General features: G+C 72.7%; 17 protein-coding genes. 3 read left to right on the plus strand and 14 right to left on the minus strand.

Annotated elements, in window-relative coordinates; all coding sequences use genetic code 11:
• Window positions 1–564: 564 nt before the first annotated feature.
• The 3 genes from glgB to CRM73_RS11440 all read right to left on the minus strand — a co-directional run bounded on the left by glgB (window position 565) and on the right by CRM73_RS11440 (window position 8,886).
• The gene (glgB, locus tag CRM73_RS11430; protein ID WP_229587760.1) at window positions 565–4,503 is read right to left on the minus strand and encodes a 1,4-alpha-glucan branching protein GlgB; all 3,939 of its coding nucleotides are present in this window, start codon (window positions 4,501–4,503) and stop codon (window positions 565–567) included.
• Window positions 4,504–4,556: 53 nt separating this feature from the next.
• A complete protein-coding gene (gene treS, locus CRM73_RS11435; RefSeq protein WP_017831955.1) occupies window positions 4,557–6,323 on the minus strand; it encodes a maltose alpha-D-glucosyltransferase in 1,767 nt (588 codons plus the stop codon).
• A gap of 109 nt (window positions 6,324–6,432) precedes the next feature.
• Window positions 6,433–8,886, minus strand: a complete 2,454-nt coding sequence (locus CRM73_RS11440; protein WP_017831956.1) for an alpha-1,4-glucan--maltose-1-phosphate maltosyltransferase — start codon at window positions 8,884–8,886, stop codon at window positions 6,433–6,435.
• Between the two features lie 157 nt (window positions 8,887–9,043).
• On the opposite strand from CRM73_RS11440, the gene glgP reads away from it, so the two are divergent.
• Window positions 9,044–11,641 carry an alpha-glucan family phosphorylase gene (gene glgP, locus CRM73_RS11445; RefSeq protein WP_229587761.1) on the plus strand — a complete coding sequence of 866 codons (2,598 nt, stop codon included), beginning with the start codon at window positions 9,044–9,046 and terminating at the stop codon, window positions 11,639–11,641.
• A 106-nt stretch (window positions 11,642–11,747) separates the two neighbouring features.
• Here the strand turns inward: glgP and glgX are convergent, their stop codons facing one another.
• The 6 genes from glgX to CRM73_RS11475 are packed head-to-tail and all read right to left on the minus strand — an operon-like array spanning window position 11,748 to window position 18,248.
• The gene (gene glgX / locus CRM73_RS11450) at window positions 11,748–13,967 is read right to left on the minus strand and encodes a glycogen debranching protein GlgX (RefSeq protein WP_229587763.1); all 2,220 of its coding nucleotides are present in this window, start codon (window positions 13,965–13,967) and stop codon (window positions 11,748–11,750) included.
• Window positions 13,954–14,931: a 23S rRNA (guanosine(2251)-2'-O)-methyltransferase RlmB gene (gene rlmB / locus CRM73_RS11455; RefSeq protein ID WP_095650907.1), complete on the minus strand. Its 978-nt coding sequence runs from the start codon at window positions 14,929–14,931 to the stop codon at window positions 13,954–13,956. Before rlmB ends, glgX begins: the two co-directional genes overlap by 14 nt.
• Before the next feature lie 35 nt (window positions 14,932–14,966).
• Window positions 14,967–16,397, minus strand: a complete 1,431-nt coding sequence (cysS, locus tag CRM73_RS11460; protein ID WP_017831960.1) for a cysteine--tRNA ligase — start codon at window positions 16,395–16,397, stop codon at window positions 14,967–14,969.
• Window positions 16,398–16,432: 35 nt separating this feature from the next.
• Window positions 16,433–16,924: a 2-C-methyl-D-erythritol 2,4-cyclodiphosphate synthase gene (gene ispF / locus CRM73_RS11465; protein ID WP_017831961.1), complete on the minus strand. Its 492-nt coding sequence runs from the start codon at window positions 16,922–16,924 to the stop codon at window positions 16,433–16,435.
• Between the two features lie 3 nt (window positions 16,925–16,927).
• Window positions 16,928–17,758 (minus strand): 2-C-methyl-D-erythritol 4-phosphate cytidylyltransferase, encoded by an 831-nt coding sequence (gene ispD / locus CRM73_RS11470; protein WP_017831962.1) that lies wholly within the window; start codon window positions 17,756–17,758, stop codon window positions 16,928–16,930.
• A gap of 7 nt (window positions 17,759–17,765) precedes the next feature.
• Window positions 17,766–18,248, minus strand: a complete 483-nt coding sequence (locus CRM73_RS11475; RefSeq protein ID WP_017831963.1) for a CarD family transcriptional regulator — start codon at window positions 18,246–18,248, stop codon at window positions 17,766–17,768.
• A gap of 155 nt (window positions 18,249–18,403) precedes the next feature.
• Between CRM73_RS11475 and CRM73_RS11480 the strand changes: the two genes are divergently transcribed.
• Entirely contained in the window at window positions 18,404–18,955 is a 552-nt protein-coding gene (locus CRM73_RS11480; protein ID WP_017831964.1) for a hypothetical protein, read from the plus strand.
• Window positions 18,956–19,051: 96 nt separating this feature from the next.
• On the opposite strand, the gene CRM73_RS11485 is transcribed toward CRM73_RS11480, so the two are convergent.
• Together CRM73_RS11485 and CRM73_RS11490 are read right to left on the minus strand one after the other, a co-directional pair.
• Window positions 19,052–19,732, minus strand: coding sequence for a response regulator transcription factor (locus CRM73_RS11485; protein ID WP_017831965.1), 681 nt, complete (start codon window positions 19,730–19,732; stop codon window positions 19,052–19,054).
• Window positions 19,729–20,997, minus strand: a complete 1,269-nt coding sequence (locus CRM73_RS11490; RefSeq protein WP_017831966.1) for a cell wall metabolism sensor histidine kinase WalK — start codon at window positions 20,995–20,997, stop codon at window positions 19,729–19,731. The genes CRM73_RS11485 and CRM73_RS11490 overlap by 4 nt, the downstream gene beginning before the upstream one ends.
• 220 nt (window positions 20,998–21,217) lie before the next feature.
• Here CRM73_RS11490 and phoU point away from each other — a divergent pair, with 220 nt between their 5' ends.
• Window positions 21,218–21,916 carry a phosphate signaling complex protein PhoU gene (gene phoU, locus CRM73_RS11495; protein WP_017831967.1) on the plus strand — a complete coding sequence of 233 codons (699 nt, stop codon included), beginning with the start codon at window positions 21,218–21,220 and terminating at the stop codon, window positions 21,914–21,916.
• A gap of 105 nt (window positions 21,917–22,021) precedes the next feature.
• Here phoU and CRM73_RS11500 read toward each other — a convergent pair whose 3' ends face one another.
• From CRM73_RS11500 to CRM73_RS11510, 3 genes are all read right to left on the minus strand, one after another.
• A complete protein-coding gene (locus CRM73_RS11500; protein ID WP_017831968.1) occupies window positions 22,022–22,780 on the minus strand; it encodes a phosphoglyceromutase in 759 nt (252 codons plus the stop codon).
• A gap of 90 nt (window positions 22,781–22,870) precedes the next feature.
• A complete protein-coding gene (locus CRM73_RS11505) occupies window positions 22,871–23,185 on the minus strand; it encodes a DUF2516 family protein (protein ID WP_229587767.1) in 315 nt (104 codons plus the stop codon).
• A 10-nt stretch (window positions 23,186–23,195) separates the two neighbouring features.
• Window positions 23,196–24,365 carry an aminotransferase class I/II-fold pyridoxal phosphate-dependent enzyme gene (locus CRM73_RS11510; protein ID WP_229587769.1) on the minus strand — a complete coding sequence of 390 codons (1,170 nt, stop codon included), beginning with the start codon at window positions 24,363–24,365 and terminating at the stop codon, window positions 23,196–23,198.
• Window positions 24,366–24,482: the final 117 nt, after the last annotated feature.

Consider the following 24,482-nt stretch of genomic DNA (forward strand, 5'->3'; position numbering starts at 1 on the left):
AACATCAAACCCCGGCTGAAAATGTCGCCACCACCCCACGGAGGCAGGACGGCGACAACCAATCAACCGAATAAAACATCCGGTATCAACAAACATGGCACACTATTGAGTTCTCAAACAACAGACCGATCAGCCGTGTCTCGCTTGACACCTTGCTGCCGGAGTGCTCTGCAACCTTAGCCCTTCCGGTCGACCCCGGTCAATCTCAGGTGAACTCTTGGTTACCTGATCGTGACGGCGCCGCCTTCCGGCGAAGCTCACAATCTCCCATCCTAACACTCTTCCGCTCCCGTGCAACTCGCTGGCTGCTCGGTCGGGACCGTTCGGTGGGGGATGCCGCCCCGTGGATCTCCCGGAGGAGTTCCTCGCCGCGACGACTTGGATGAAGTTACTCGGTTTCCGCGGCCCGTGCAAACCGGCCTCCCGGACCCGCCGCCGCCGCCCGCCGGCGGTTTCTCCGGGCGCCCTCCGTCCCGCTCCCGGGACGGCGGAAGGGCCCGGATCCGAGGATCCGGGCCCTTCCCGTGACTCCGGCCGGCTCCCGCGGGAACGGCCGGGGCCGGCTCAGTGCTCGGCCGGCTTGAGGTACAGGACGGCGAGCGGCGGGACGGTCAGCTCGACCGAGGCGGGGTTGCCGTTGTGGGCGCCCTCGGTGGCGGTGACCTTGCCGAGGTTGCCCACGCCCGAACCGCCGAAGAGCTCGGAGTCCGTGTTGAGCGCCTCGACCCACTCCCCCGCCCATGGGAGGCCCAGCCGGAAGTTCTCGTGCGGGTTGCCGGCGAAGTTGGCCACGCACACGAGCGGGTTGCCCTGCTCGTCCCAGCGTGTGAAGGACAGCGTGTTGCGCCCGGCGTCGGCCGCGTCGATCCACTCGAACCCCGCGGGGTTGTTGTCCCGCTCGTACAGCGCGGGGGTCTCCCGGTAGATCCCGTTGAGGGTGCGGACCAGCTCCTGGACGCCCTTGTGCGGCGGGGTCTCCGAGAGCCACCAGTCGAGGCCGTGCTCCTGGGACCACTCGGACTCCTGGGCGTACTCCGTGCCCATGAAGATCAGCTGCTTGCCGGGGTGGGCCCACATGAACGCCAGGTAGGCGCGGACGTTGGCGAGCTGCTGCCACCGGTCGCCCGGCATCTTGCGCAGGAGGGAGCCCTTGCCGTAGACGACCTCGTCGTGGGAGATCGGGAGCAGGAAGTTCTCCGAGAACGCGTAGACCAGCGAGAACGTGAGCTTGTTGTGGTGGTAGTACCGGTTGACCGGGTCCTCCGCCATGTACTCGAGGGTGTCGTTCATCCATCCCATGTTCCACTTGAGCCCGAAGCCCAGCCCGTCGGCGTCGGTCGGCCGGGTCACGCCCGGGTAGGACGTCGACTCCTCGGCGATCATGACGATCCCCGGGGTGCGCTTGTACGCGGTGGCGTTGGCCTCCTTGAGGAACGCGATCGCCTCGAGGTTCTCGCGGCCGCCGAAGACGTTGGGCTCCCACTCCCCCTCGTTGCGCGAGTAGTCCAGGTAGAGCATGGATGCGACCGCGTCCACGCGCAGGCCGTCCACGTGGAACTCCTCGAGCCAGTAGGAGGCGTTGGCCACCAGGAAGTTCCGGACCTCGTTGCGGCCGTAGTCGGGGATCAGCGTCCCCCAGTCCTTGTGCTCGCCGCGGCGGGGGTCGGCGTGCTCGTACAGGGGCTCGCCGTCGAAGCGGGCCAGTGCCCACTCGTCCTTCGGGAAGTGGCCCGGGACCCAGTCCACGATCACGCCGATGCCGGCCTGGTGCAGCTTGTCCACGAGGTAGCGGAACTCGTCCGGGCTGCCGAAGCGGGAGGACGGCGCGTAGTAGGACGTCACCTGGTAGCCCCAGGACCCGCCGAACGGGTGCTCGGCCACGGGCATGAACTCCACGTGGGTGAAGCCCTGCCAGGTGAGGTACTCGACGAGCTCCTTCGCGAGGTCCTTGTAGCCGAGGCCCTTGCGCCACGAGCCGATGTGCAGCTCGTAGACGCTCATGGGCGCGTTGTGCGGATCGGTCGCCGCCCGGCGCGCCATCCAGACGTCGTCCTGGAACTCGTAGTCGGACTCGAAGACGCGGGACGCGGTGGACGGCGGCACCTCGGTGCCGAAGGCCATGGGGTCCGCCTTCTCGCGCCAGCCGCCGTCCCGGCCGAGGATGCGGAACTTGTAGGTGGCGCCGGAGCCCAGGCCCGGGACGAAGATCTCCCACACGCCCGAGGAGCCGAGGGAGCGCATGGCGTGCTCGCTGCCGTCCCAGCCGTTGAAGTCGCCGATGACCCGCACCGCCTGGGCGTTGGGCGCCCACACGGCGAAGGCCACGCCGGTGATGTCGCCCATCGCGGAGGGGTAGCGGCGCACGTGCGCGCCGAGAACGGTCCACAGCGTCTCGTGGCGGCCCTCGCCGATGAGGTGGAGGTCCAGCTCGCCGAGGGTCGGCCCGAAGCGGTACGGGTCGTCCAGCCGCTGCGGCTCCAGGTCCCGGTAGGTCACGTCCACGCGGTAGTCGGGGATCCGGCCCGGCTCGTGCGCGGGGACCACGCCCGTGAAGATGCCGCCCCACTCGTGCTCGAGCTCGAAGGTGCCGTCCTGCGTCACGACCGCGACCGCGGTCGCGAACCGGCGCAGCGTGCGCACGGTGACGCTGCCGTCCGGGTTCAGGTGCGCGCCCAGGACGCTGTGCGGGTCGTGGTGGCGGCCCTCGGACACGGCGGCCAGCACGTGCTCGGCCACGTGCACCGGTCCCGCAGGGGCCACGTCGTGGCCGGCCGGGACGGCGCGGGACTTCTGGACGGGGTCGGATCGGTCCTGCGGAGTGCTGGCGCTCACTGCGTCCTCGATTTCCGTTCCCGCTGCCGCAGGGATGAGCCGCGCGGAGCGGGAGCTGTCGTCGTCGTGGTCGGTGCCGGGGGCGGGGTCCGCACCGGCGGTATCAGGGTTCACGCTACGCGACCGGAGGCTCTCCAGTGAACGGCGAACCGCCGCTGCCGGGACGTCCACCCAGTCGGGGCGGTTGCGCTGCTCGTAGACGACCTCGTACAGGGCCTTGTCCAGCCACAGCGCCTGGAACAGCGGGGAACCGCGGTCCACCGGGTGTCCGGCGCCCTGCTCGTAGCCCGCCAGGAACGCGTCGCCGGCGCGCCGGCCCCACGCCTCGGCGTCCGCCGCGCCGGCACGGGCGCCGAAGGCGGCGGCGTAGTCTAAGGAGCGCAGCATGCCGACCACGTCGCGCAGGGCGACGTCCGGCCGGGTGCGCTCCTCGATGGCGCGCAGGGGCTCCCCCTCGAAGTCGAGCACCTTGAACTGCCCGTCCTCGGTCTGCAGGACCTGGCCCAGGTGGTAGTCGCCGTGGATGCGCTGCAGCGGGGGCAGCTCCGGCACGTCACCGAGGGAGGTGATCAGCTGGTCGAGGGCGGCCGAGTGCTCCGAGAACAGGGAGCCGGTCTCCGTGCGGGCCCAGCGCAGGCGTCCGCCGAGGTCGTTCAGGAGGCGGGCGCGGGCGGCGTCGTCGGGGACGTCCGCGCCGAACGCGCGGCCCAGGTCGCGGTGCACGCGCGCGGTGGTGCGGCCCAGTTCGCGGGCCTCCTCGGTGAAGTCCGTGCCCTGCTCCGCGGCCTCGACGGCCCGGCCCCACGCGTCGGCGGAGCCGGCGAGGAACTCGGTGGCCACGGCCAGCTGGCCCTGCACGGTGCTCAGCCCGGTGCGCCAACGGGCGTCGAGCCACCCGAAGGTGCTCGGCACCGCGGGGCAGCCGAGCGCGGTGAGCTCGCGACCCACCTCCACGTCCGGGTTGTCGCCCTCCCCCAGCACGCGGAAGAACTTCACGATCACGGCGTCGGCGTCCGCCCGGCCCGCGGGCGGGGTGAGGATCACCGAGGAGTTCGACTGCTCGCTCGAGATCACGCGGACCTGCGCGGGCGTCTCGACCGCGTAGGGGACGCGCAGCACGTCGGCGTGCGCGCCCGTCACGGTCAGCCCCAGCGGGCCCGAGCTGAGCTGCTCCGCGCGCTGCATGAGCCCCAGGACCGGCCCGACGAACGCCGGGTCGCCGACCCCGTCGTAGACCCAGGGGCCGGCCACGGCGTCCTCCGCACCGGGCAGCGGCAGCCCGGTGCGGTGGGCCACGGCACGGCCGGCGCGGGCGGCCCGGTCCCGGAGGAAGCGCGCGGCCCGGCGCGGGGTGGCGGTCTCCTCCGCCGGGACGCCCGTCCCGGCGTCCTCGGCCGCGGCGGGCGCCAGCTCGCCGACGAGGAAGCGCTCGGCGCCCTCCAGGGGCGCGGCGCGGAAGCTCAGCGGCACCTGGAGCAGCTCGGTGCGCGCCCCCTCGGAGGCCTCGACCAGCAGGAGCCGGGCGCCGGCGCCTTCCTGGTCCGGGAGGGCCAGCTGGGCGACGACCCGCAGCTCCGTGCCCGCACCGCCGTCCGCGAAGGGGAACCACCGCTGCCGCGGCAGCCACCGGCGCAGGAGGTCGAGGAGCTCGTGGGGGTGCTGGTCGGTCATGGGATCGGGTCCTTCCGGGACGGGCGAGGAGGTGGCCGGACGCACGGACGCGCTCAGGACTTGGTGGCGGTGATGATCGGCATGGCCGTGGTCTGGGGGGACGTGCCGTCGTCGCGGGGAGCGGCCCGGAGGCGCAGCCAGAAGAAGTCCTGGCTGCCGAGGGTGATGCGGTACTCCCCGGCCTCGTCCACCTCGCCGAACAGGTCGCCGCCGAAGAGCTCGCGCAGCCCGCGGCCCGCGAACTGGGGGAGCCGGATCCGGGCGCACGCCGGGGTGTGCGCGAGGTTGAACAGGCACAGGACGGTCTCGCCGCGCCCGTCGTCGGCCTCCTCGTCGGGGAGCACGCGCAGGAACGCGAGCACGGAGTCGTGGTCCGTCTCCACGCCGACGTACGAGCCGAGGCCGAACGCCGGGTGCGCCTTGCGCACCGCGAGCATCTGGCGCATCCAGTGCAGCAGGGACGACGACGACGCCAGCTGCGCCTCCACGTTGACCTGGTTGTAGTGGTAGACCAGCGACTGCACCACGGGCAGGTACAGCTTGCCCGGGTCCGCCTTGGAGAACCCGGCGTTGCGGTCCGGGGTCCACTGCATGGGGGTGCGGGACGCGTCGCGGTCGTCGAGCCAGATGTTGTCGCCCATCCCGATCTCGTCCCCGTAGTACAGGAACGGGCTGCCCGGCAGGGACAGGAGCAGGGCGTGGATCAGCTCGATCTCGGCCCGCGAGTTGTCCAGCAGGGGGGCCAGGCGGCGGCGGATGCCCACGTTGGCGCGCATGCGCGAGTCGGGGGCGTACCAGCCGAGCATCGCCTGGCGCTCCTCGGTGGTCACCATCTCGAGGGTCAGCTCGTCGTGGTTGCGCAGGAACGTGCCCCACTGGGTGCCGCGCGGGATGTCCGGCGTCTCCCGCATGGTCTCCACGATCGGGGCGGCCTTCTGGTCCCGCAGCGCGTAGAAGATCCGCGGCATGATCGGGAAGTGGAAGCACATGTGGCACTCGGGGTCCTGCTCGCTCCCGAAGTACTCCACCACCTCGTGCGGCATCTGGTTCGCCTCGGCGATCACCACGCGCCCCGGGTACTGGTCGTCGATCATGCGCCGCAGCTCGACCAGGAAGTCGTGGGTGCCGGGGAGGTTCTCGCAGTTGGTCCCCTCCTCCTCGATCAGGTACGGGATCGCGTCGGCCCGGAAGCCGTCGATGCCCATGTCGAGCCAGAACTTCACCACGTCGTGGACGGCCTCCACCACGGCGGGGTTCTCGAAGTTGAGGTCCGGCTGGTGGGAGAAGAAACGGTGCCAGAAGAACTGCCGGCGGATCGGGTCGAACGTCCAGTTCGACTCCTCGGTGTCCACGAAGATGATCCGGGCGTCCTGGTACAGCTCGTCCGTGTCCGACCAGACGTAGAAGTCGCCGTAGGGCCCCTCGGGGTCCTCGCGGGAGGCCTGGAACCACGGGTGCTGGTCGCTCGTGTGGTTGAGCGGGAGGTCGATGATCACCCGCAGGCCGCGGGCGTGCGCCTCGGCCACGAGGCGCTTGAAGTCGCTGATCGTGCCGAACTCGTCGAGCACCGAGTAGTAGTCCGAGATGTCGTAGCCGCCGTCGCGCAGCGGGGACTCGAAGAACGGCGGCAGCCAGAGGCAGTCGATGCCGAGCCACTGCAGGTAGTCGAGCTTGTCGATCAGGCCGGAGAAGTCGCCGGAGCCGTCACCGTTGGCGTCGGAGAACGCCCGGACGAGCACCTCGTAGAACACCGCTTTGCGGAACCAGTCGGGGTCGTGGGAGATGCCGGGGGCGTTGAGCGAGTACGGCGAGATGCTCATGCGGGGGTGCCGCCTTTCGGACAGGTGGGTCGGAGGCCATCGGAGCTTGCGGAGGGGGCCCTCCCGGGGACGTCGCCCGGGAGGGCCCCGACGGGGTGCGGTCGAGCCCCTACTTGACGTTGCGGCGGACGTGCAGGACGTGCGCGGGGTCGTAGTGCGGGTCCAGGCGCACGTAGTTGTGCGTGCCCCACTTCCAGGAGTTCCCGCTGAGCAGGTCGTCCACCCAGAAGCTGCCGTCCTCGTTGAAGTCCGCGTCGTCCAGGTCCAGGGTCTCCAGGTCCAGCCACACGGTGCCCTCCCGGGTCGCGTGCGGGTCCACGTTCACGACCACGATCACCGTGTCCTTGTAGCTCGAGCCCCCGTGCCGGACGGTCTTCGTCTTCGAGTAGGCGACCAGGGCGTCGTCGGACGTGGACTGCACCGTCAGGTTCTGCAGGTCGCCGAACGCGGCGTGCCGGCGCCGGATCTCGTTGAGCCGCGTGAGGTACGGGGCGAGGGACTCGCCGCGCTCCTCGGCGCCGGCGAAGTCACGGGGCCGGTACTCGTACTTCTCGTTGTCGACGTACTCCTCGGCGCCGGCCCGGGCCACGTGCTCGTAGAGCTCGTAGCCGGCGTAGACGCCCCAGAGGGGCGAGCCGGTGGCGGCCAGGACGGCACGGATCTTGAAGGCCGCGGGCCCGCCGAACTGCAGGTACTCGGTGAGGATGTCGGGGGTGTTGACGAAGAAGTTCGGCCGGTACACCGCCGAGGTCTCGTGGCTGATCTCCTCGAGGTACTCCTCGATCTCCTTCTTGGTGTTGCGCCAGGTGAAGTACGAGTAGGACTGCTGGAAGCCGACCCGGGCGAGGCCCTGCATCATGGCCGGGCGGGTGAACGCCTCGGCCAGGAACACGACGTCGGGGTGCTTGGCGTTGACGGTGCCGATCAGCCACTCCCAGAACCACAGGGGCTTGGTGTGCGGGTTGTCGACCCGGAAGATCTTCACCCCGTGGGAGATCCACAGCTCCACGATCCGCAGCACCTCGAGGGACAGGCCCTCGGGGTCGTTGTCGAAGTTGATCGGGTAGATGTCCTGGTACTTCTTCGGCGGGTTCTCCGCGTACGCGATGGAGCCGTCGGCGCGGGTCGTGAACCACTCCGGGTGCGCGGTGACCCACGGGTGGTCCGGGGAGGCCTGCAGAGCGAGGTCCAGGGCCACCTCGAGGCCCAGGTCCCCGGCGCGGGCCACGAAGCCGTCGAAGTCCTCGAACGAGCCGAGGTCCGGGTGGATCGCGTCGTGCCCGCCTTCGGGGGCGCCGATGGCCCACGGGGACCCCGGGTCCTGCGGACCGGCCACCAGGGTGTTGTTCGGGCCCTTGCGGTGCGCCGTGCCGATCGGGTGGATCGGGGGCAGGTAGATGACGTCGAAGCCCATGGCCGCGACACGGTCGAGGCTTTCGGCGGCGGTCCGGAAGGTGCCGGAGGCCCACGTGCCGGACTCGGCGTCGAAGACGGCGCCCTCGGAGCGGGGGAAGAACTCGTACCAGGACCCGCGGCCGGCGGCGGCGCGCTCGACCTTCAGCGGGTAGCGGCGGCTCTCGGTCACGAGGTCCCGCAGCGGCCGCTCGGCGACCACGGCCAGGACCTCGGCGGAGGTGCCGGCCTCGAGCCGGTGCTCGGCGGGCAGCTCCCCGTTGCCGAGCGTGCGGGAGACCGCGCGGAACAGCTCGGCGTCGGAGTCCGGGCGGCCCGGCTCCGCGGCGGCGCGGTCGAAGAGCACGACACCCTCGGCCATCATGAGGTCGACGTCCTGGCCGACCCCCACCTTGATCTCCGCGGCGTGGCGCCACGTCTCGAACAGGTCGCCCCAGCCCTCCACGGCGAAGGTCCAGGCGCCCTCGGACGACGGCGTCAGCCACGCCTCGTAGCGGTCGGTGCCGGGAGTGGTGAGGCGCATCGGCACGCGCTCGGCCTCCGCGCCCTGCGGGTCGTAGAGCACCGCGGTCACGCCCAGGGCGTCGTGGCCCTCACGGAACACGGTGGCGCCCACGCGGATCGACTCGCCCGGCACGGCCTTCGCCGGGAAGCGGCCGTCCTCGACCACGGGGCTCACGCCGACGACCGGGATCCGGCCGTAGACCAGGTCCTCGCGGGAGAACGCCGAGCCGGCGGCCTTCCGGCGCGTGGTCGTCGACTTCCGCGGCGTGGTGGCCTTCTTGGCGGTGGCCGTCCTCGTGCCGGCGGCCTTGGCCGCAGGCGTCCCTGCGGCTGACTTCGCCGCGGCCGTCCTGGCCGTGGACGTCCGCTTGGCACGCGGCTTGGGCTCCGCCGCGGGGACAACGGCGATGCCGGGCTCGTCGGCCACGGGCGCCGTGACCTCGGGCTCCGGGGCCTTCCGGGCGGTGGACGCTCTGCGCCGCGCCGGTGCCTTCTTCGCGGGCTGCTCGGCCGGCGCCGCGGCGGCACCGGTCCCGGCACCGGGAAGGGCGGGCGTCGTCGTCGAGGGGTCGGGGGCGGGCGCGCCGGCCGGGCTCGAGGCCGGGTCGGACGGGGGCGGCGTGTTGGCTTGGCTCACCTGGACCACGTTAGCGACAAACCCGGCGATCGTTAAGCCCGCTGTCGAACCGTGGGACGGTGTCGCCGTCCCAGTGTCACGGCCCCGGTCGGGCGGTGCGGCGCGCCGGGGGACGGATGGGCGGCGGCACCGCCGTCCGGCGCCGCCGCACCGGTAGTCTGACGGCGTGAAGGCAATCCGTAGATTCACCGTGCGCACCGTGCTGCCGGAGTCCATCGCCCCTCTGAGCCGACTCGCGAGGAACCTCCGCTGGTCCTGGCACCGGCCCACCGAACAGCTGTTCGCCGAGCTGAACCCGCAGGCCTGGGACGCGGTCCACGGGGACCCCGTCAAGCTCCTCGGCTCCCTCGCCCGGGAGGAGATCCAGCAGATCGCCCAGGACCCGGCCACGGTGCGCCGGATCGAGGAGCTGGACGCCGATCTCGAGCGCTACCTCACCGACGACCTGTGGTACCAGAAGACGCAGGCGGAGGACGCCCCGCGGTCCATCGCCTACTTCTCCGCCGAGTACGGTGTCACCTCCGTGCTCCCCCAGTACTCGGGCGGGCTGGGGATCCTCGCCGGCGACCACCTCAAGAGCGCCTCGGACCTCGGCGTGCCGGTGGTGGGCGTCGGCCTGTTCTACCAGCACGGCTACTTCAAGCAGTCCCTGTCCCGCGACGCGTGGCAGCAGGAGTCCTACCCCGTCCTCGACCCGGACGGCATGCCCCTGACGCTGCTGCGGGAGGAGGACGGGAGCCCGGTCCGGATCACCCTCCCCCTGCCCAACGGCCGCTCCCTGTCCGCCCACATCTGGCGGGCCGACGTCGGCCGCGTCCCCCTGTTGCTGCTCGACTCCGACATCCCGGACAACGACGACCACGCCCGCAACGTCACGGACCGCCTCTACGGCGGCGGCGGCGACCACCGGCTCCAGCAGGAGCTGCTCCTCGGGATGGGCGGGATCCGGGCGCTGCGGGCCTTCTCCCGGCTGACCGGGGCGCCCGCCCCGGAGGTCTTCCACTGCAACGAGGGCCACGCCGGGTTCCTGGGCGTCGAGCGGATCGCGGAGCTCATGGACCCGGCGGACGGGACCGAGCCGATGACGTGGGACGAGGCCCTGACCGCGGTGCGCTCGGCCACCGTGTTCACGACCCACACCCCGGTGCCCGCGGGCATCGACCGGTTCGAGCAGGCGCAGATCGAGCACTTCCTCAACGCGGGTCTCGCCCCCTCCGTGCCCACGGCCAAGGTCCTGTCCCTGGGCGCCGAGGACTACGACGGCGGCGACCCCGCCAAGTTCAACATGGCGGTCATGGGCCTGCGCCTGGCGCAGCGGGCCAACGGGGTGGCCAAGCTGCACGGCGTGGTCTCCCGGGGCATGTTCCAGGGGCTGTGGCCGGGCTTCGACGCCGACGAGGTGCCGATCGGCTCGATCACCAACGGCGTGCACGTCATGACCTGGATCGACCCCCGCATGGCGGAGCTGGCCCTCGACCCGATGGGCTCGGACCTGAACCGGGCCGCGCGGTGGCGCCGGATCTACGGCGCCGACGACGCCGAGCTGTGGGCCGTCCGCCGGGAGCTGCGCACCCGCCTGGTGGAGGACGTCCGGGCCCGGCTGCGGGCGTCGTGGAAGAAGCGCGGTCTCGCGGACGCCGAGCTGGGCTGGACCGACTCGGTCCTCGACCCGGGCGTGCTCACGATCGGCTTCGCTCGCCGGGTGCCCACCTACAAGCGGCTCACGCTCATGCTGCGGGACCCGCAGCGGCTCAAGCGGATCCTGCTGGACCCGGAGCACCCCGTCCAGCTCGTGGTCGCCGGGAAGTCCCACCCTGCCGACGAGCAGGGCAAGCGCCTGATCCAGGACCTCGTTCGCTTCACGGACGACCCGGAGGTGCGCCACCGGATCGTGTTCCTCCCCAACTACGACATCGCGATGGCCCAGACCCTCTTCCCGGGCTGCGACGTGTGGCTGAACAACCCGCTGCGCCCGCTCGAGGCGTGCGGCACGTCCGGGATGAAGGCCGCCCTCAACGGCGGGCTGAACCTCTCGGTGCTCGACGGCTGGTGGGACGAGATGTACGACGGCCAGAACGGCTGGGCCATCCCGACCGCCGACGAGGGCGCGCACCCGGACGAGCGCGACGACATCGAGGCCGCCGCCCTCTACGAGCTCATCGAGAACCACGTGGCCCCGCGGTTCTACGGCGAGACGGCGGAGGGCTCGGACCCGAACACCGACGGCGTGCCCCACCAGTGGCTGGCCATGGTCAAGCACACCCTCGCGACGCTGGGCCCGCAGGTCTCCGCCAAGCGCATGCTCGAGGACTACGTGCAGCACCTCTACGTGCCGGCCGCCGTCTCGGGCCGCCGGACGGCGCTGGACGGCCACGCGGCCGCCCGGGCGAAGTCCCGGTGGGTCGGGCGCGTGCGCCAGGCGTGGGGCCAGGTGGCGGTCGAGCACGTGGACGCCGAGGGCGTGGCCCAGGAGCCGCAGATCGGGGACGAGCTCACGGTGTGCGCCTACGTGTCCCTCGGCTCGCTGAGCCCGGAGGACGTGTGCGCGGAGATCGGGTACGGCCGGGTCTCGGAGACGGACCACATCCACGAGCGCAAGTACGCGGGGCTGAGCCCCGTCGGCGACCTCGGCGGGGGGCGGCACAAGTTCTGCGGCACGATCACCGTGGACCGCTCGGGCCCGTTCGGCTACACCGTCCGGGTGCTGCCCGCCCACCCCGAGCTCGCAGACAAGGCCGAGCTGGGACTGGTGACCAACGCCTGAGCCGCCGCCGCGCGGCGCGCAGGAGGGGCCGCCGCAGCTCGGCGCACCGGAAAGCTCGGCGCACCGGAAAGCTCAGCGCACCGGGCCCCTCAGCGCACCCGGGTGCTCAGAGCACCCGGAAGAGCGTCACCGAGCCGGCGGGCACGCCCTGCGCCTGGCCCGCCCGGTAGCGCGTCCCGTAGCGTCCGTGCAGCACGGAGGCCGTGCTGTGCACCAGGGAGTAGACGCCGTCGGCCTTCGCGAGGGGGTGCCCCTGCTCGTCCGGCCGCAGGAGCTCCGCGAGGTTCGGGAAGGTGATCGCCATGTCGGCGCTCGCGCCGTTGATCACCATGAGCCCCGCCACCCGGCCGCCGCGGGAGCCGATCAGCACCTGGATGGTCCGGGCCCCGGGGGTCTGCCAGCCGGTGGCGGTCATGGCCGACCCGTCGGGGCCGAACCAGTGCATCATCACCTCGTCGGGGCGGGTCGGGAAGTGGGACGGCTGTCCGGCCAGGAACTCCCCGCGCACGCCGATCAGGGATCGGGTGGCCGCGAGCATGGCGCGGTCCGCCGGCGTGAGCCGCCAGTCCACCCAGGACAGCTCGTTGTCCTGGCAGTAGGCGTTGTTGTTGCCGCGCTGGGTGCGGCCGAACTCGTCCCCGGCCGTGATCATGGGCACGCCCTGGGAGAAGAGCAGGGTGGCCATGACGTTGCGCATGGTCTGGGCCCGGTCGGCCCGGATCCGCACGTCGCGCGCCGGGCCCTCCACCCCGTGGTTCCACGAGTGGTTGTCGTTGGTCCCGTCCCGGTTCTTCTCCAGGTTGTCCTGGTTGTGCTTGTTGTCGTAGGAGACGAGGTCCGCCAGGGTGAAGCCGTCGTGGGCGGTCACGAAGTTCACGGACGCCAGGGCGCTGCGCCCGGACGCGGCGAACATGTCCGAGGAGCCGGCGAGCGCCCCGGCGAGCCGGGCGGCGTTGCCCCCGTCCCCGCCCAGGCTCATGCTGCGCGGGCCGGTGAGCCAGAAGTCGCGGACGGTGTCCCGGAAGCGGTCGTTCCAGTCGGCCCACCCCTCGGGGAAGTGACCGGTCTGCCAGCCGCCCATGCCCACGTCCCAGGGCTCGGCGATGAGCTTCGTCCCGAACAGGGCGGGGTCCGCGCCGACGGCCACGAGGAAGGGGTGGTTGCGGGTGAAGCGGTGGCGCTCGTCCCGGGCCAGCTCGGGGGCGAGGTCGAAGCGGAAGCCGTCCACGTGGCAGCGCTCCACCCAGTAGCGCAGGGAGTCCAGCGCCATCTGCACCACCCGCGGGTTGCCGAAGTTCACGGAGTTGCCGCACCCCGTGACGTCCACGTAGCGGCCGTCCTCGCCGTGGCGGTAGTAGGCCTCGTCGCCGAGTCCCCGCCAGCAGTAGGCGGGCTCCTCCTGGCCGGCCTCCGCCGTGTGGTTGTAGACGACGTCGAGGTAGACCTCGAGCCCCGCGCGGTGCAGCTCCCGGACCATGGCCTTGAACTCGTCCAGCACGCCCTGCGGTCCCCGGGCGCGGGCGGCCTCGGTCGCGTAGCCGGCGTGCGGGGCGAAGAAGCCCAGGGTGTTGTAGCCCCAGTAGTTGCTCAGCCCGAGGGACGTGAGGTGCGGCTCGTCCAGGTGGGCGTGCACCGGCAGGAGCTCGACGGCCGTGACGCCCAGGGACGTGAGGTACCCGGTCATCGCGGGGTGCGCGAGCCCGGCGTACGTGCCCCGCAGCTCCTCCGGGACGTCCGGGTGCAGGGCGGTCAGGCCCTTGACGTGCGCCTCGTAGACGACGGTGTCCCGCCACGGGGTGGCCGGGCGGCGGTCCTCGTCCCAGTCGAAGTCCTGCTGGACGACCACGGAGACGTAGCGGCCCCCGTAGGCGTCGGGGCCGGGATCGACGACGCCGGGCGGCGGGGCGACGCGGCGCAGCCCCTTGCCGTAGGGGTCGAGCAGGATCTGCTGGGCGGCCGGGTCCGGGGAGCGGTGGTGGGAGGCGACCGGCGAGTCGGCGGGCACGAACCCGTACTCCGTGCCGGCGGGCAGGGCCGGGGCCTCGTCCCGGTGCCGCAGGTAGTCGAAGCCCGTCTCCGAGAGCCGCTGCTGCTCGGCCGGCGGGATCGTCCCGTGGTGCACGCCGCCGGTGCGGCCGGTGAGCCGCCGCCGCTGCCAGCGGCCGCCGGGCAGCCGGAAGACGATGTCCAGGTCGGGGATCCCCGGGGCGTAGACCGCCACGTTCGCGCTGCCGTCGCGCTCGGGAGAGGGGTGGACCCCGAGGGGGTAGGGGTGGGAGACGTACGGCCGACCGGTGTCCTGCCGCCGGGGCTCAGGAACCAGCACGGCGTCGCGACACCTCGTACAGGGTGATGCCCACGGCCATCGAGGCGTTGAGCGACTCCATCGTGGAGTCGATGGGGATGGAGACGACCTGGTCGCAGTTCTCGGTGACCAGCCGGGACAGGCCCTTGCCCTCCGAGCCGACCACGATGACGAGCGGCTCGGTGGCCAGCTCGAGGCCGGGCAGCTCGACGTCGCCGCCGCCGTCGAGGCCGACCACGAAGTAGCCCATGGCCTTGAGCTCCTCGAGGGTGCGGTTGAGGTTGGCCGCCTTGGTGACGGGCACGCGGGCCGCGGCGCCGGCGCTGGTCTTCCAGGCGGAGGCCGTGACGCCCACGGACCGGCGCTCGGGCACGATCACGGCGTTGCCGGAGAACGCGGAGACGCTGCGGATGATGGCGCCGAGGTTGCGGGGGTCGGTGATCCCGTCGAGGGCGACCATCAGCGGGGGGCGGCGGATGTGCCGCTTCTCCCACTGGGTCATGAACTTCCGGGCCGCCTCCACGGCGTCCTGGTACTCGTAGGCCGGCACCTGCAGGGCCACGCCCTGGTGCACGGCGTCGCTGGTGAGCCGGTCGAGCTCGCCCTTGGAGGCCTCGAGGATCGTGATCCCGCGTTCGGCGCAGAGCTGCAGGATCTCGCGCACGCGGTCGTCGACGTCGATCTTGCTCGCCGCGTACAGGGCCTTGGCGGGGATGTCCGCGCGCAGCGCCTCGACCACGGAGTTCCGCCCGGTGACGAGGTCCTCCTGGACCTTGCCGCGGGTGCGGGCCGGGGAGCGGCCGCCCTGGCCCTGCCGCCGGTCGGCGGCCTTCTTCATCTTGTGCGCCTTGTGGTACGGGCGGTCCTCGGCCTTGGGGGTGGGGCCCCGGCCCTCGAGGGCCTTGCGTCCGTGGCCGCCGGTGCCGACCAGCGGGCCCTTCTTGTTCTTGCGGATCGCGCCGGGACGTTGCTTGGGGGTTGGCATGGGTTCCTCTGTTCGGTCGGTGTGGTGCGGCCCGGTCAGGCCACGGACCAGGTGGATCCGCCGGCGGCGTCGCGCACCGCGACGCCGGCGGCGGCGAGCTCGTCCCGGAGGGCGTCGGCCCGGGCCCAGTCCTTGGCGGCGCGGGCCTGGTCGCGCTGGGCCAGCAGCGAGCGCACGAGGGCGTCGAGGGCCGCGTGCTCGGCGGCGTTCCCGGCGGCGTCCCCGAGGTCCATGAGCGCGGTCAGGCCGAGGACGTCGGTCATGGCGCGCACCGCCCGGGCGGGCGCGGCGGCGTCCAGGCCGTCGGCGAGCGCGGAGTTGCCGGCGCGGACGGTCTCGTGCAGGACGGCGAGGGCCTGTGGCACGTTGAGGTCGTCGTCCATGGCGTCGCCGAAGGCGGGCGGCACGTCCCCGGCCGCCCCGTCGAGGTCGGCGCCGGCGTCCCGGGCCGCGCGCAGGAAGGACTCGACCCGTTCGACCGCGGCCGTGGCCTCGGCGAGGGAGGTGGGCCGGTAGTCCAGCACGGAGCGGTAGTGGGCCTGGCCGAGGTAGTAGCGCACGGCCAGCGGCCGGGCCTCGGCGAGCATCTCCGCCGGGGAGACGGTGTTGCCGATCGACTTGGACATCTTCTCGCCCGCGTAGGTGACCAGCCCGTTGTGCAGCCAGAGCGTCGCGAACCGCTGCCCGGCCGCCGCCGACTGGGCCAGCTCGTTCTCGTGGTGGGGGAAGCGCAGGTCCAGTCCGCCGCCGTGGATGTCGAAGTGCTCGCCGAGGTACTTCGCGGCCATGGCCGAGCACTCGAGGTGCCAGCCGGGCCGGCCGGCGCCCCAGGGCGAGTCCCAGCGGGCGGTCTCGGGCTCGCCCGCCTTGTGCCCCTTCCACAGGGCGAAGTCGCGGGGGTCCCGCTTGCCGCGGGGGTCGGCGTCGGGGGCGTCCTGCATGTCGTCGACCGACTGGTGGGTGAGCTCGCCGTAGCGCTCCCAGGAGCGGACGTCGAAGTAGACGTCCCCGGAGCCGTCCGGCGCCGGGTAGGCGTGCCCGGCGTCGACGAGGGTGCGGATCAGGGCGTGCATCTCGGGGACGTGGCCCGTGGCGCGCGGCTCGTAGGTGGGCCGGCCGACGCCGATGGCGTCGTAGGCGGCGTTGAACGCCTGCTCGAACCGGTAGGCCAGCGCCCACCACGGCTCGCGGGGGTGGTCGCCGGCGTAGTCGGGGGCGAAGGACGCGGCCGAGTTCGCGAGGATCTTGTCGTCGATGTCGGTGACGTTGCGCACGGTGGTGACCCGGTAGCCGCGGTGGGCGAGCCACCGGGCGAGCTGGTCGAAGACCAGGGCCGAGCGGACGTGGCCGATGTGCGGCATGCCCTGGACGGTGGCGCCGCAGTAGTACAGACGGGCCTCGCCGGGGTGGGCGGGCGCGAAGTCCCGCACGGTCGCGGTGGCGGTGTCGTAGAAGCGCAGAGTCACACGGCCCATCATAAGGGCGGGCGGTGGCGCCCCGGTCAGGCCCGGCGCGCGTCCGCGGGCACGACCAGCGCGGTGGCCACGGCCGCGAGGCCCTCGCCGCGGCCCGTGAGCCCGAGCCGGTCGGAGGTCGTGGCGCTGACCGTGACGGGCGCGCCGGCCGCGGCGGTGAGCACGGCCTCGGCCTCGGCCCGTCGCGGCGCGAACCGCGGCCGGTTCCCGATCAGCTGCACGGCCACGTTGCCGATCTCGAAGCCGGCCTCCCGCACGATGCGGGCCGCCTCCGTGAGGATCCGCACCCCGGACGCGCCCTCCAGCTCGGGGCGGTCCACGCCGAAGTTGGCGCCCAGGTCGCCCGTGCCGGAGGCCGAGAACAGGGCGTCGGCGGCGGCGTGGGCCACGACGTCCCCGTCCGAGTGCCCGGCGAGACCGCGCTCCCCCGGCCACTCGAGGCCCGCGACCCACAGCGGGGTGCCCTCGGGCCCGAAGGCGTGGACGTCGACGGCGATGCCGGTGCGGGGCAGGATCACGGGTCAGGGCTCCTCGGGGTCGAGCAGATCGGGGTGAGGGCCGGGGGTAGGAGCGGCGGTGACGGGCACCGCCGCGTCCGTGCCCGGTGCGCGGCCGCGCAGGACGGCCTCGGCCAGCACCAGGTCGAGCGGGCGGGTGATCTTGAAGGCGTGCTCGTGGCCGGGCACCGTCAGCACGGTGGCCCCCGGGGCGTGCGCCTCCACGAGGGAGGCGTCGTCGGTGACGGACCCGGGGTCCGTCCCGGCCTCCGCGGCGGCGCGGTGCACCGACCGGAGCAGGGCGAGGTCGAAGCCCTGCGGGGTCTGGACCGCGCGCAGCACCGTGCGGTCCACGGTGCCGAGCGACCGTCCGGCGTCGTCCACCCGGCGCATCGTGTCCGCCACGGGCAGCACGGGGACCACGGCGCGCTCCCCGGCGCGCAGCCGGTCCACGACGGTGCGGAAGACCTCGGGCGGGGTGAGGCAGCGGGCGGCGTCGTGGACGAGCACCGCGGTGCAGGCGGGCTCGGACCGCGCGAGCTCGGTCAGCGCCTCGCGCACGGACTCCGCGCGGGAGGCGCCGCCGGTCACGGGTCGCGCGCCGTGCGCCCGGGCGGTCGCGGAGAGCTCGACGTCCCCGGCCGGGACGGTCACCAGCACGGGCCCGGTCAGCCCGGCGCACCGGATGCCCCGCAGCGCGTGCTCCAGGAGGGGGCGGCCGTCGAGGGCCACCAGGGCCTTGGGGATGCCGTGCCCGAGTCGTGTGCCGGAGCCCGCCGCCACGACGACGACGGCGAACCCGCCCTCCGGGGAGGGCGGGTTCGCCGTGGTGGACCGTGGTGCGTTCCCGCTCACGGGTCGGTCAGGACGCCAGGATGTCGTCGAGGCGCTTCTCGGCCTCTTCCTCGTCGATCTTCTTGGCGAGCGCCAGCTCGGAGGTGAGGATCTGGCGGGCCTTCGTCAGCATCCGCTTCTCCCCCGCCGAGAGCCCGCGGTCGCGGTCGCGGCGCCAGAGGTCGCGCACGACCTCGGCGACCTTGAGCACGTCGCCGGAGGCGAGCTTCTCGAGGTTGGCCTTGTAGCGCCGGGACCAGTTGCTGGCCTCCTCGGTGTCCTTCGCCTGCAGGACCGAGATGACCTTCTTGAGCCCGTCCTCGTCGACGACGTCGCGCACGCCCACCAGGTCGACGTTCTCCGCGGGTACCTCGATCACCAGATCCCCCTGGGTCACCTTGAGCTTGAGATACATCTTCTCTTCGCCCTTGACGGTGCGGGTCTTGATCTCCTCGATGGTCGCCGCGCCGTGGTGCGGGTAGACAACCGTCTCGCCAACCTCAAAAACCATATGGAAATACCCCTTTCAGAACTTCCATTCTAACACGGTGTAGGATTCGCCGATCCGGGGCGGGCGGGGACCGGGGGCCCGTCGATGCGGACGATCCGTCGGCAAACGGATAAGCTGGTCGGGACATCGTCCTGAGCTCCCGAGGAGTACGCGCCGTGAAGATCGCCGCCCGCCAGAAGCTGCGTCGCGCAGGCCTGAGTGCCGCCGCCGCGGCCGCCCTGCTGACCACCGCCGGATGCGCCTACATCAACCCGCCGGCCACGACCATGGTGTACTCGGCCGCGGACGGCATCGTGGAGCAGGTCGGGGACGTCAAGCTGGCCAACGTGCTGATCGTGGCCACCGGCGCCGACCAGGAGGGTCGCGTGCTGGGCACCCTGGTGAACGACGGCGACCAGGACGTCACGCTGTCGATGGACGTCGACGGCGCCACCGCCGAGGTGCAGATCCCCGCCGGCGGCACCGTGGACCTCGACCAGGACGACCCGGTCGTGACCGTGGACCGTGCCGGCGCCGAGCCGGGTCTCATGGTCGAGACCGAGTTCACCGCCGGCGGCGAGTCCCTCACCGAGCGGGTCCCGGTCCTGGACCACACCTTCTCCCGCTACGCCGAGTTCATCCCCGGCGGCGCGCCGAGCACCCCGGCGAACCCTTCCAACACGCCCGTGCCCGTCGAGGAGATGGTGGGCCAGGAGAGCGGCCACTGACGACTCCCACCGGCGCGCACGAGCGGAAGGGCCCGGAACCCCTCGGGGTTCCGGGCCCTTCCGTCTGCGGGCTCCTCCGTCTGCGGCGCCGCCGGCTCAGCCCTCGAACTTGTAGCCGAGGCCCCGCACCGTCACGAGGTGCCGCGGGGCGGAGGGATCGGGCTCGATCTTGGCGCGCAGGCGCTTGACGTGGACGTCGAGGGTCTTGGTGTCCCCCACGTAGTCCGAGCCCCAGACCCGGTCGATGAGCTGCCCGCGGGTCAGCACGCGCCCGGCGTTGCGCAGCAGCATCTCCAGCAGCTCGAACTCCTTGAGCGGCATGGCCACCCGCTCCCCGTGCACGCTGACCACGTGCCGCTCGATGTCCATCCGCACGGGGCCGGCCTGCACGGTCGCCGAGACGAGCTCCTCGGGCTCCCCCTGCCGGCGCAGGACCGCGCGGATCCGCGCCACGAGCTCCCGGGACGAGTAGGGCTTGGTGACGTAGTCGTCGGCGCCGAGCTCGAGCCCGACCACCTTGTCGATCTCGGCGTCCTTGGCCGTGAGCATGATGATCGGCACGGAGGAGCGCTGCCGCACCTGGCGGCACACCTCGGTGCCGGACAGCCCGGGGAGCATGAGGTCCAGCAGCATCAGGTCGGCGCCGGACCGGTCGAACTCGGCCACGGCGTCCACGCCGTTGTCGACGACCGCCACCTCGAACCCCTCCTTCCCCAGCAGGTAGGAGAGCGGGTCGCTGAGGGACTCCTCGTCCTCGACGATCAGGATGCGGGTCACTGTCGGTCCTCCGTGCTCCCGGCGCGCGCCGCGGGGGCGGCGGGCCGTGGGGTCGATGCGTCTGGGCGGGGTGGTGCCTGCAGCGGCACCGGGCGGGCGGTCGCGCCGGGGGCCGGCTGCGCGGTCCCCCCGGGGTCGTCGGCGCCCTCGATCTGGGGGATGCTGAGGGTGAACGTGGAGCCGCGGCCCGGCTGCGACCACAGGGTGGCCTCGCCGCCGTGCTGGGACATGACGTGCTTGACGATGCTCAGTCCGAGCCCGGTGCCGCCCGTCCGGCGGGAGCGGGCCGCGTCCACGCGGTAGAAGCGCTCGAAGATCCGGTCCTGCTCGTCCTCGGGGATGCCCGGGCCCTGGTCGGTCACCGAGATCTGGGCCATCCCGTCCCGCTCCCGGACGCCGACGCCCACGCGGGTGCCCTCCGGGGAGTAGTGCACCGCGTTGTCGATGAGGTTGCGCAGCGCGGTGACGAGCAGGTCGGGGTCGCCGAACACTGGCCGGGTGACGCGCCCGCCCACCGCGATCTCGATGCCCTTGTTCTCGGCCGGGAACCGGTTGCGGTCCACGGCGTCGGCGATCACCTGGTTGAGGTCCACGGGCCGGCCCTCGGTGACCACGTCCGCGCCCTGCAGGCGGGAGAGCTCGATGATGTCCTGGACGAGGGCGGTCAGCCGGGCGGACTCCTTGTGCAGGCGCTGGGCGAAGCGGCGCACGGCCTCCTCGTCCTCGGCCGCGTCCTCGATCGCCTCGGCGAGCAGCCCGATCGCCCCCACGGGGGTCTTCAGCTCGTGCGAGACGTTGGCGACGAAGTCGTTGCGGATCGACTGCGCCCGGACGATCTCCGTCTGGTCGTCGGCGAGCAGCAGGATGTACTCCTCCGCGATGGGGGCCACCCGGACGTCGAGCACCACCGCGCCCGTCTGGAACGGTCCGCGGGACAGCTCGACCCGCCGCTCCTCGATCACGCCGCTGCGCCGGGCCCGGCGGATCATCTCGAGCATCTGCTCGTGCACCACGGTGTGCCCGCGGACCAGTCCGAAGGCGTAGGCGGCCGGGGAGGCGCGCACCACGCCGTCGACCCCGTCCACCACCACGTAGGCGCGGCCGATCACCGCGAGCACGTCCGCGGTGCCGTCGGGCAGCGTGGGCTCCTGGACGTCGGCGCGGGCGCGGCGGCCCCGTCCGCTCACCCGGAGGGCGATCAGACCGCTCACCCCGAGGGCGAAGCCGAGCAGACCCGCGGCGACGGCGATGGCAGTTGGACTCACGGAACCAGCTTAGGCACTCGGGGGCGCGGGGACCCCGCGCCGGGCGTCACGAGCTACAGGTTCAACCAACGTTCATCCTAAGATGAGCGAAAGTTCACTCCTGGCTGTGACGGTGGCGGCGGGTGTGCTCGCACCCGGCCCCCACGTCATCCGTCCCGCTCCGCGCCGCACCCCGGCCGCGGCTGCCGCGGACGCCGCCGCATCTCGAAAGGACGCATCCGTGCGCAAGGTTTTCCAGGCAGAACTCCACCAGGTCGGCGAGGAGCTCATCCAGATCGCGACCCTGGTGCGCGAGGCCCTCGCCCGCGCCAAGGACGCGCTCCTCGACGCGGACATCCAGCTCGCCGAGGAGGTCATCTCCAACGACGCCCGGATCGACTTCCTGCAGAACGACCTCGACGAGCGCTCGATCGACATCCTCGCGCTGCAGAGCCCCGTGGCCTCGGACCTGCGGATGATCGTGGGCGCGCTGCGGATGAGCGCCTCCTTGGAGCGTGCCGGCGACCTCGCCCGGCACCTGGCCCAGGCGGTGCGCATCCGCTATCCCGAGCCGGTCATCCCCGAGCCGCTCGTGGAGACGTTCACGCGGATGTTCGACCTCGACCTGCAGATCCTGGACCGGGTCATCCAGGTGCTCCAGACCCGGGACCTCTCCCTCGCCGACGACATCTACTCGCTCAAGGGCGAGGTCAACCAGCTGCACCAGTCCGTCTTCGACGCGCTCGCCGCGCCGAGCTGGGACTCGTCGGTGCCCACCGCCGTGGACGTCACCCTGTGCTCCCGGTACCTCGAGCGCATCGGGGACCACGGGGTCTCGGTGACCCGCAAGGTCTCCTACCTGGTGACCGGGGACTGGGTCCCGGCCAGCTCCGACCGCCCCACCGGCCACGGCCACGTGGGCCGCGACGGGGGCGAGTGAGCCCCCGCCCGGGCGCCGGCCGAGCCGCGCCCGGGCACAGGACAGGGGCCGGGTCCACCAGCACGGTGGACCCGGCCCCTGTCCGTGGGCGGGAGCCTTCCGGGACTACTTCTTGCCCTGGTTGGCGACCGCCTGGATCGAGCTCGCGGCGGCCTCGGGGTCGAGGTACTCGCCGCCGGCCACGAGCGGGCGGAGGTTCTCGTCGAGCTCGTAGTAGAGCGGGATGCCCGTGGGGATGTTCAGCGCCGCGATGTCCTCGTCCGAGATGCCGTCGAGGTGCTTCACCAGGGCGCGCAGGGAGTTGCCGTGGGCCGCGACGATGACGGTCCGGCCGGCCTGCAGATCGGGGACGATCTCCTGCTCCCAGTACGGCATGAAGCGGTCCAGGACGTCCTTGAGGCACTCGGTGCGGGGCGCGTCCGGCACGTCCGCGTAGCGGGGGTCGCCGGCCTGCGAGAACTCGGACGAGTCCTCCAGCTCGGGCGGCGGGACGTCGTAGGAGCGGCGCCAGGTCATGAACTGCTCGTCGCCGTACTCGTCGCGGACCTGGGTCTTGTCCTTGCCCTGCAGCGCACCGTAGTGGCGCTCGTTGAGCCGCCACGACCGCTTCACGGGGATCCAGTGCCGGTCCGCCCGGTCCAGCGCGAGGTGGGCGGTGGTGATGGCCCGGCGCAGGAGCGAGGTGTGCAGGACGTCCGGGGCGATCCCCTTCTCGACGAGCAGCTCACCGCCGCGGACGGCCTCCTCCCGCCCCTTCTCGGTCAGGTCCACGTCCACCCACCCGGTGAACAGGTTCTTCTCGTTCCAGTCGGACTGTCCGTGGCGGAGCAGGACGAGCTTGTGCGGTGCTGATTCGGTAGCCATGGGGCCATTCTTCCACCCGGGCGGCGGCGCGGGACAAGCCGGCGTCACGGGCGCCCCGTGTCGCGGGGCCGGGCGCCGCGCGCCCGGCGGTCACCAGTTGTTGGGGCCCTTGGACTCCAGGCCCACGGCCGGGCGGACGTCGGCCAGGTAGACCCCCACGGCCGTGCCCGCGATGAGCAGGACGAACAGGCTGGGCCGCAGCAGCATCAGCGTGAAGACCGTGAACGCGAGGGAGCCGCCCGTGAGCGCGAGCCAGAAGCCCTTCGTGCGCTTGAAGGCGCGCTGGAACTGCACCGGCGCCTTGGTCAGGCAGTCCACGAAGGCCCACACGGCCAGACCGGCGACGACCAGTGCCAGCGCGATGTCGATGAAGCGCACGAGTAAGAAGACCCAGGGAATGTCCACGCCGCCCAGCCTACCGGTCGATCCCGCACAGGACGCGGTCGAGGTCCTCCCAGAGGTCCTCGACGTTCTCGATGCCCACCGACAGGCGCAGCAGCGTCTCCGGGACGCTGGGCGGCTCCTCGTGGTGCCGCCGCCGCCGCTCGATCAGCGACTCCACCCCGCCGAGCGAGGTCGCGGGGGTCCACACGCGCAGGGCGTCCACGGCCGCCTCGACGGCGGCGACGTCCCCCGCGGGCACGATCGCCACGATCGAGCCGAAGCCGTCCATCTGCGCGGCGGCACGCTCGTGCCCGGGGTCCCCGGGCAGGCCCGGGTAGCGGACCTCGCGCACGGCCGGGTGCTGCTGGAGGCGGCGGGCGAGCTCCCCGGCGGTGGCCGCGGAGCGCTCGACCCGCACCGCCAGGGTGCGCATCCCCCGCAGCGCGAGCCACGCCTCGAACGGGCCCGGGACCGCGCCGTGCAGGGAGCGGTGCCCCTTCAGCCGGGTCCGCAGGGCAGGGTCGGAGGTGACGGCGGCCCCCAGGACGACGTCGGAGTGCCCCGCCAGGTACTTGGTCACGGAGTGCACCACGATGTCGGCGCCGTGCTCGAGCGGTCGCTGCAGCAGCGGGGTGGCGAAGGTGTTGTCCACGCACGTGAGCACGCCGCGCTCGCGGGCCGCCGCGAGCAGCGCGGGGAGGTCGGCGACCTCCAGCATGGGGTTGGTGGGGCTCTCGAGCCAGAGCAGGTCGGCGGCGTCGAGCGCGGCCACCACGTCCTCGGTGTCCGTGACGTCCACGGTCCGCACGGTGAGCAGCCCGCGGGACTCGAGGTCCGCGGCCAGGGCCAGGGAGCCCTGGTAGCTGTGCCGGGGCAGCACCAGGCGGCCGCCCGCCGGGACGAGCGAGAGCACCGACGCGACGGCGGCCAGTCCCGAGGCGTAGGCCAGTCCGGGGAGCTCCGACCGCTCGAGCCGCGCCAGCACGTCCTCGAGGTCCTCCCACGTGGGGTTGCTGAACCGCCCGTAGGTGCGGTCCTCGGCGTCGAGCCCGCCGGAGCCCCGGTAGGTGGAGGTCAGGACGATGGAGGGCCCGACCGGCGCGTCGTGCTCCGGTGCGGGCCGCCCGCCCGCGACCAGCACGGTGTCCGGGCGGAGGTCGGCGGAGCCGTGGGCGGGCGGGGTCTCGGGGCGCGCAGTCATGGCCCCAGGCTATCGGCCCGCGGCGTCCCCAGCCGCGCGCGCACCGGCGGCGCTGTCCGCGCGGGTGGATAGGCTGGGACCGTGACCTCCCGACCGGCCCCCGCCCCGCCGCCCGCC

Source organism: Kocuria sp. CCUG 69068 (assembly GCF_020833785.1).
In the GTDB taxonomy this organism is placed as follows: domain Bacteria; phylum Actinomycetota; class Actinomycetes; order Actinomycetales; family Micrococcaceae; genus Kocuria; species Kocuria rosea.

What these genes read in the sequence shown, in the direction of transcription:
- CRM73_RS11500 (WP_017831968.1), bottom strand. Translation starts at nt 22,780, where the DNA reads ATGGCTACCGAATCAGCACCGCACAAGCTCGTCCTGCTCCGCCACGGA.
- CRM73_RS11510 (WP_229587769.1), bottom strand. Translation starts at nt 24,365, where the DNA reads ATGACTGCGCGCCCCGAGACCCCGCCCGCCCACGGCTCCGCCGACCTC.
- treS (WP_017831955.1), bottom strand. Translation starts at nt 6,323, where the DNA reads ATGAGCATCTCGCCGTACTCGCTCAACGCCCCCGGCATCTCCCACGAC.
- rlmB (WP_095650907.1), bottom strand. Translation starts at nt 14,931, where the DNA reads ATGCCAACCCCCAAGCAACGTCCCGGCGCGATCCGCAAGAACAAGAAG.
- CRM73_RS11475 (WP_017831963.1), bottom strand. Translation starts at nt 18,248, where the DNA reads ATGGTTTTTGAGGTTGGCGAGACGGTTGTCTACCCGCACCACGGCGCG.
- glgB (WP_229587760.1), bottom strand. Translation starts at nt 4,503, where the DNA reads ATGACCGACCAGCACCCCCACGAGCTCCTCGACCTCCTGCGCCGGTGG.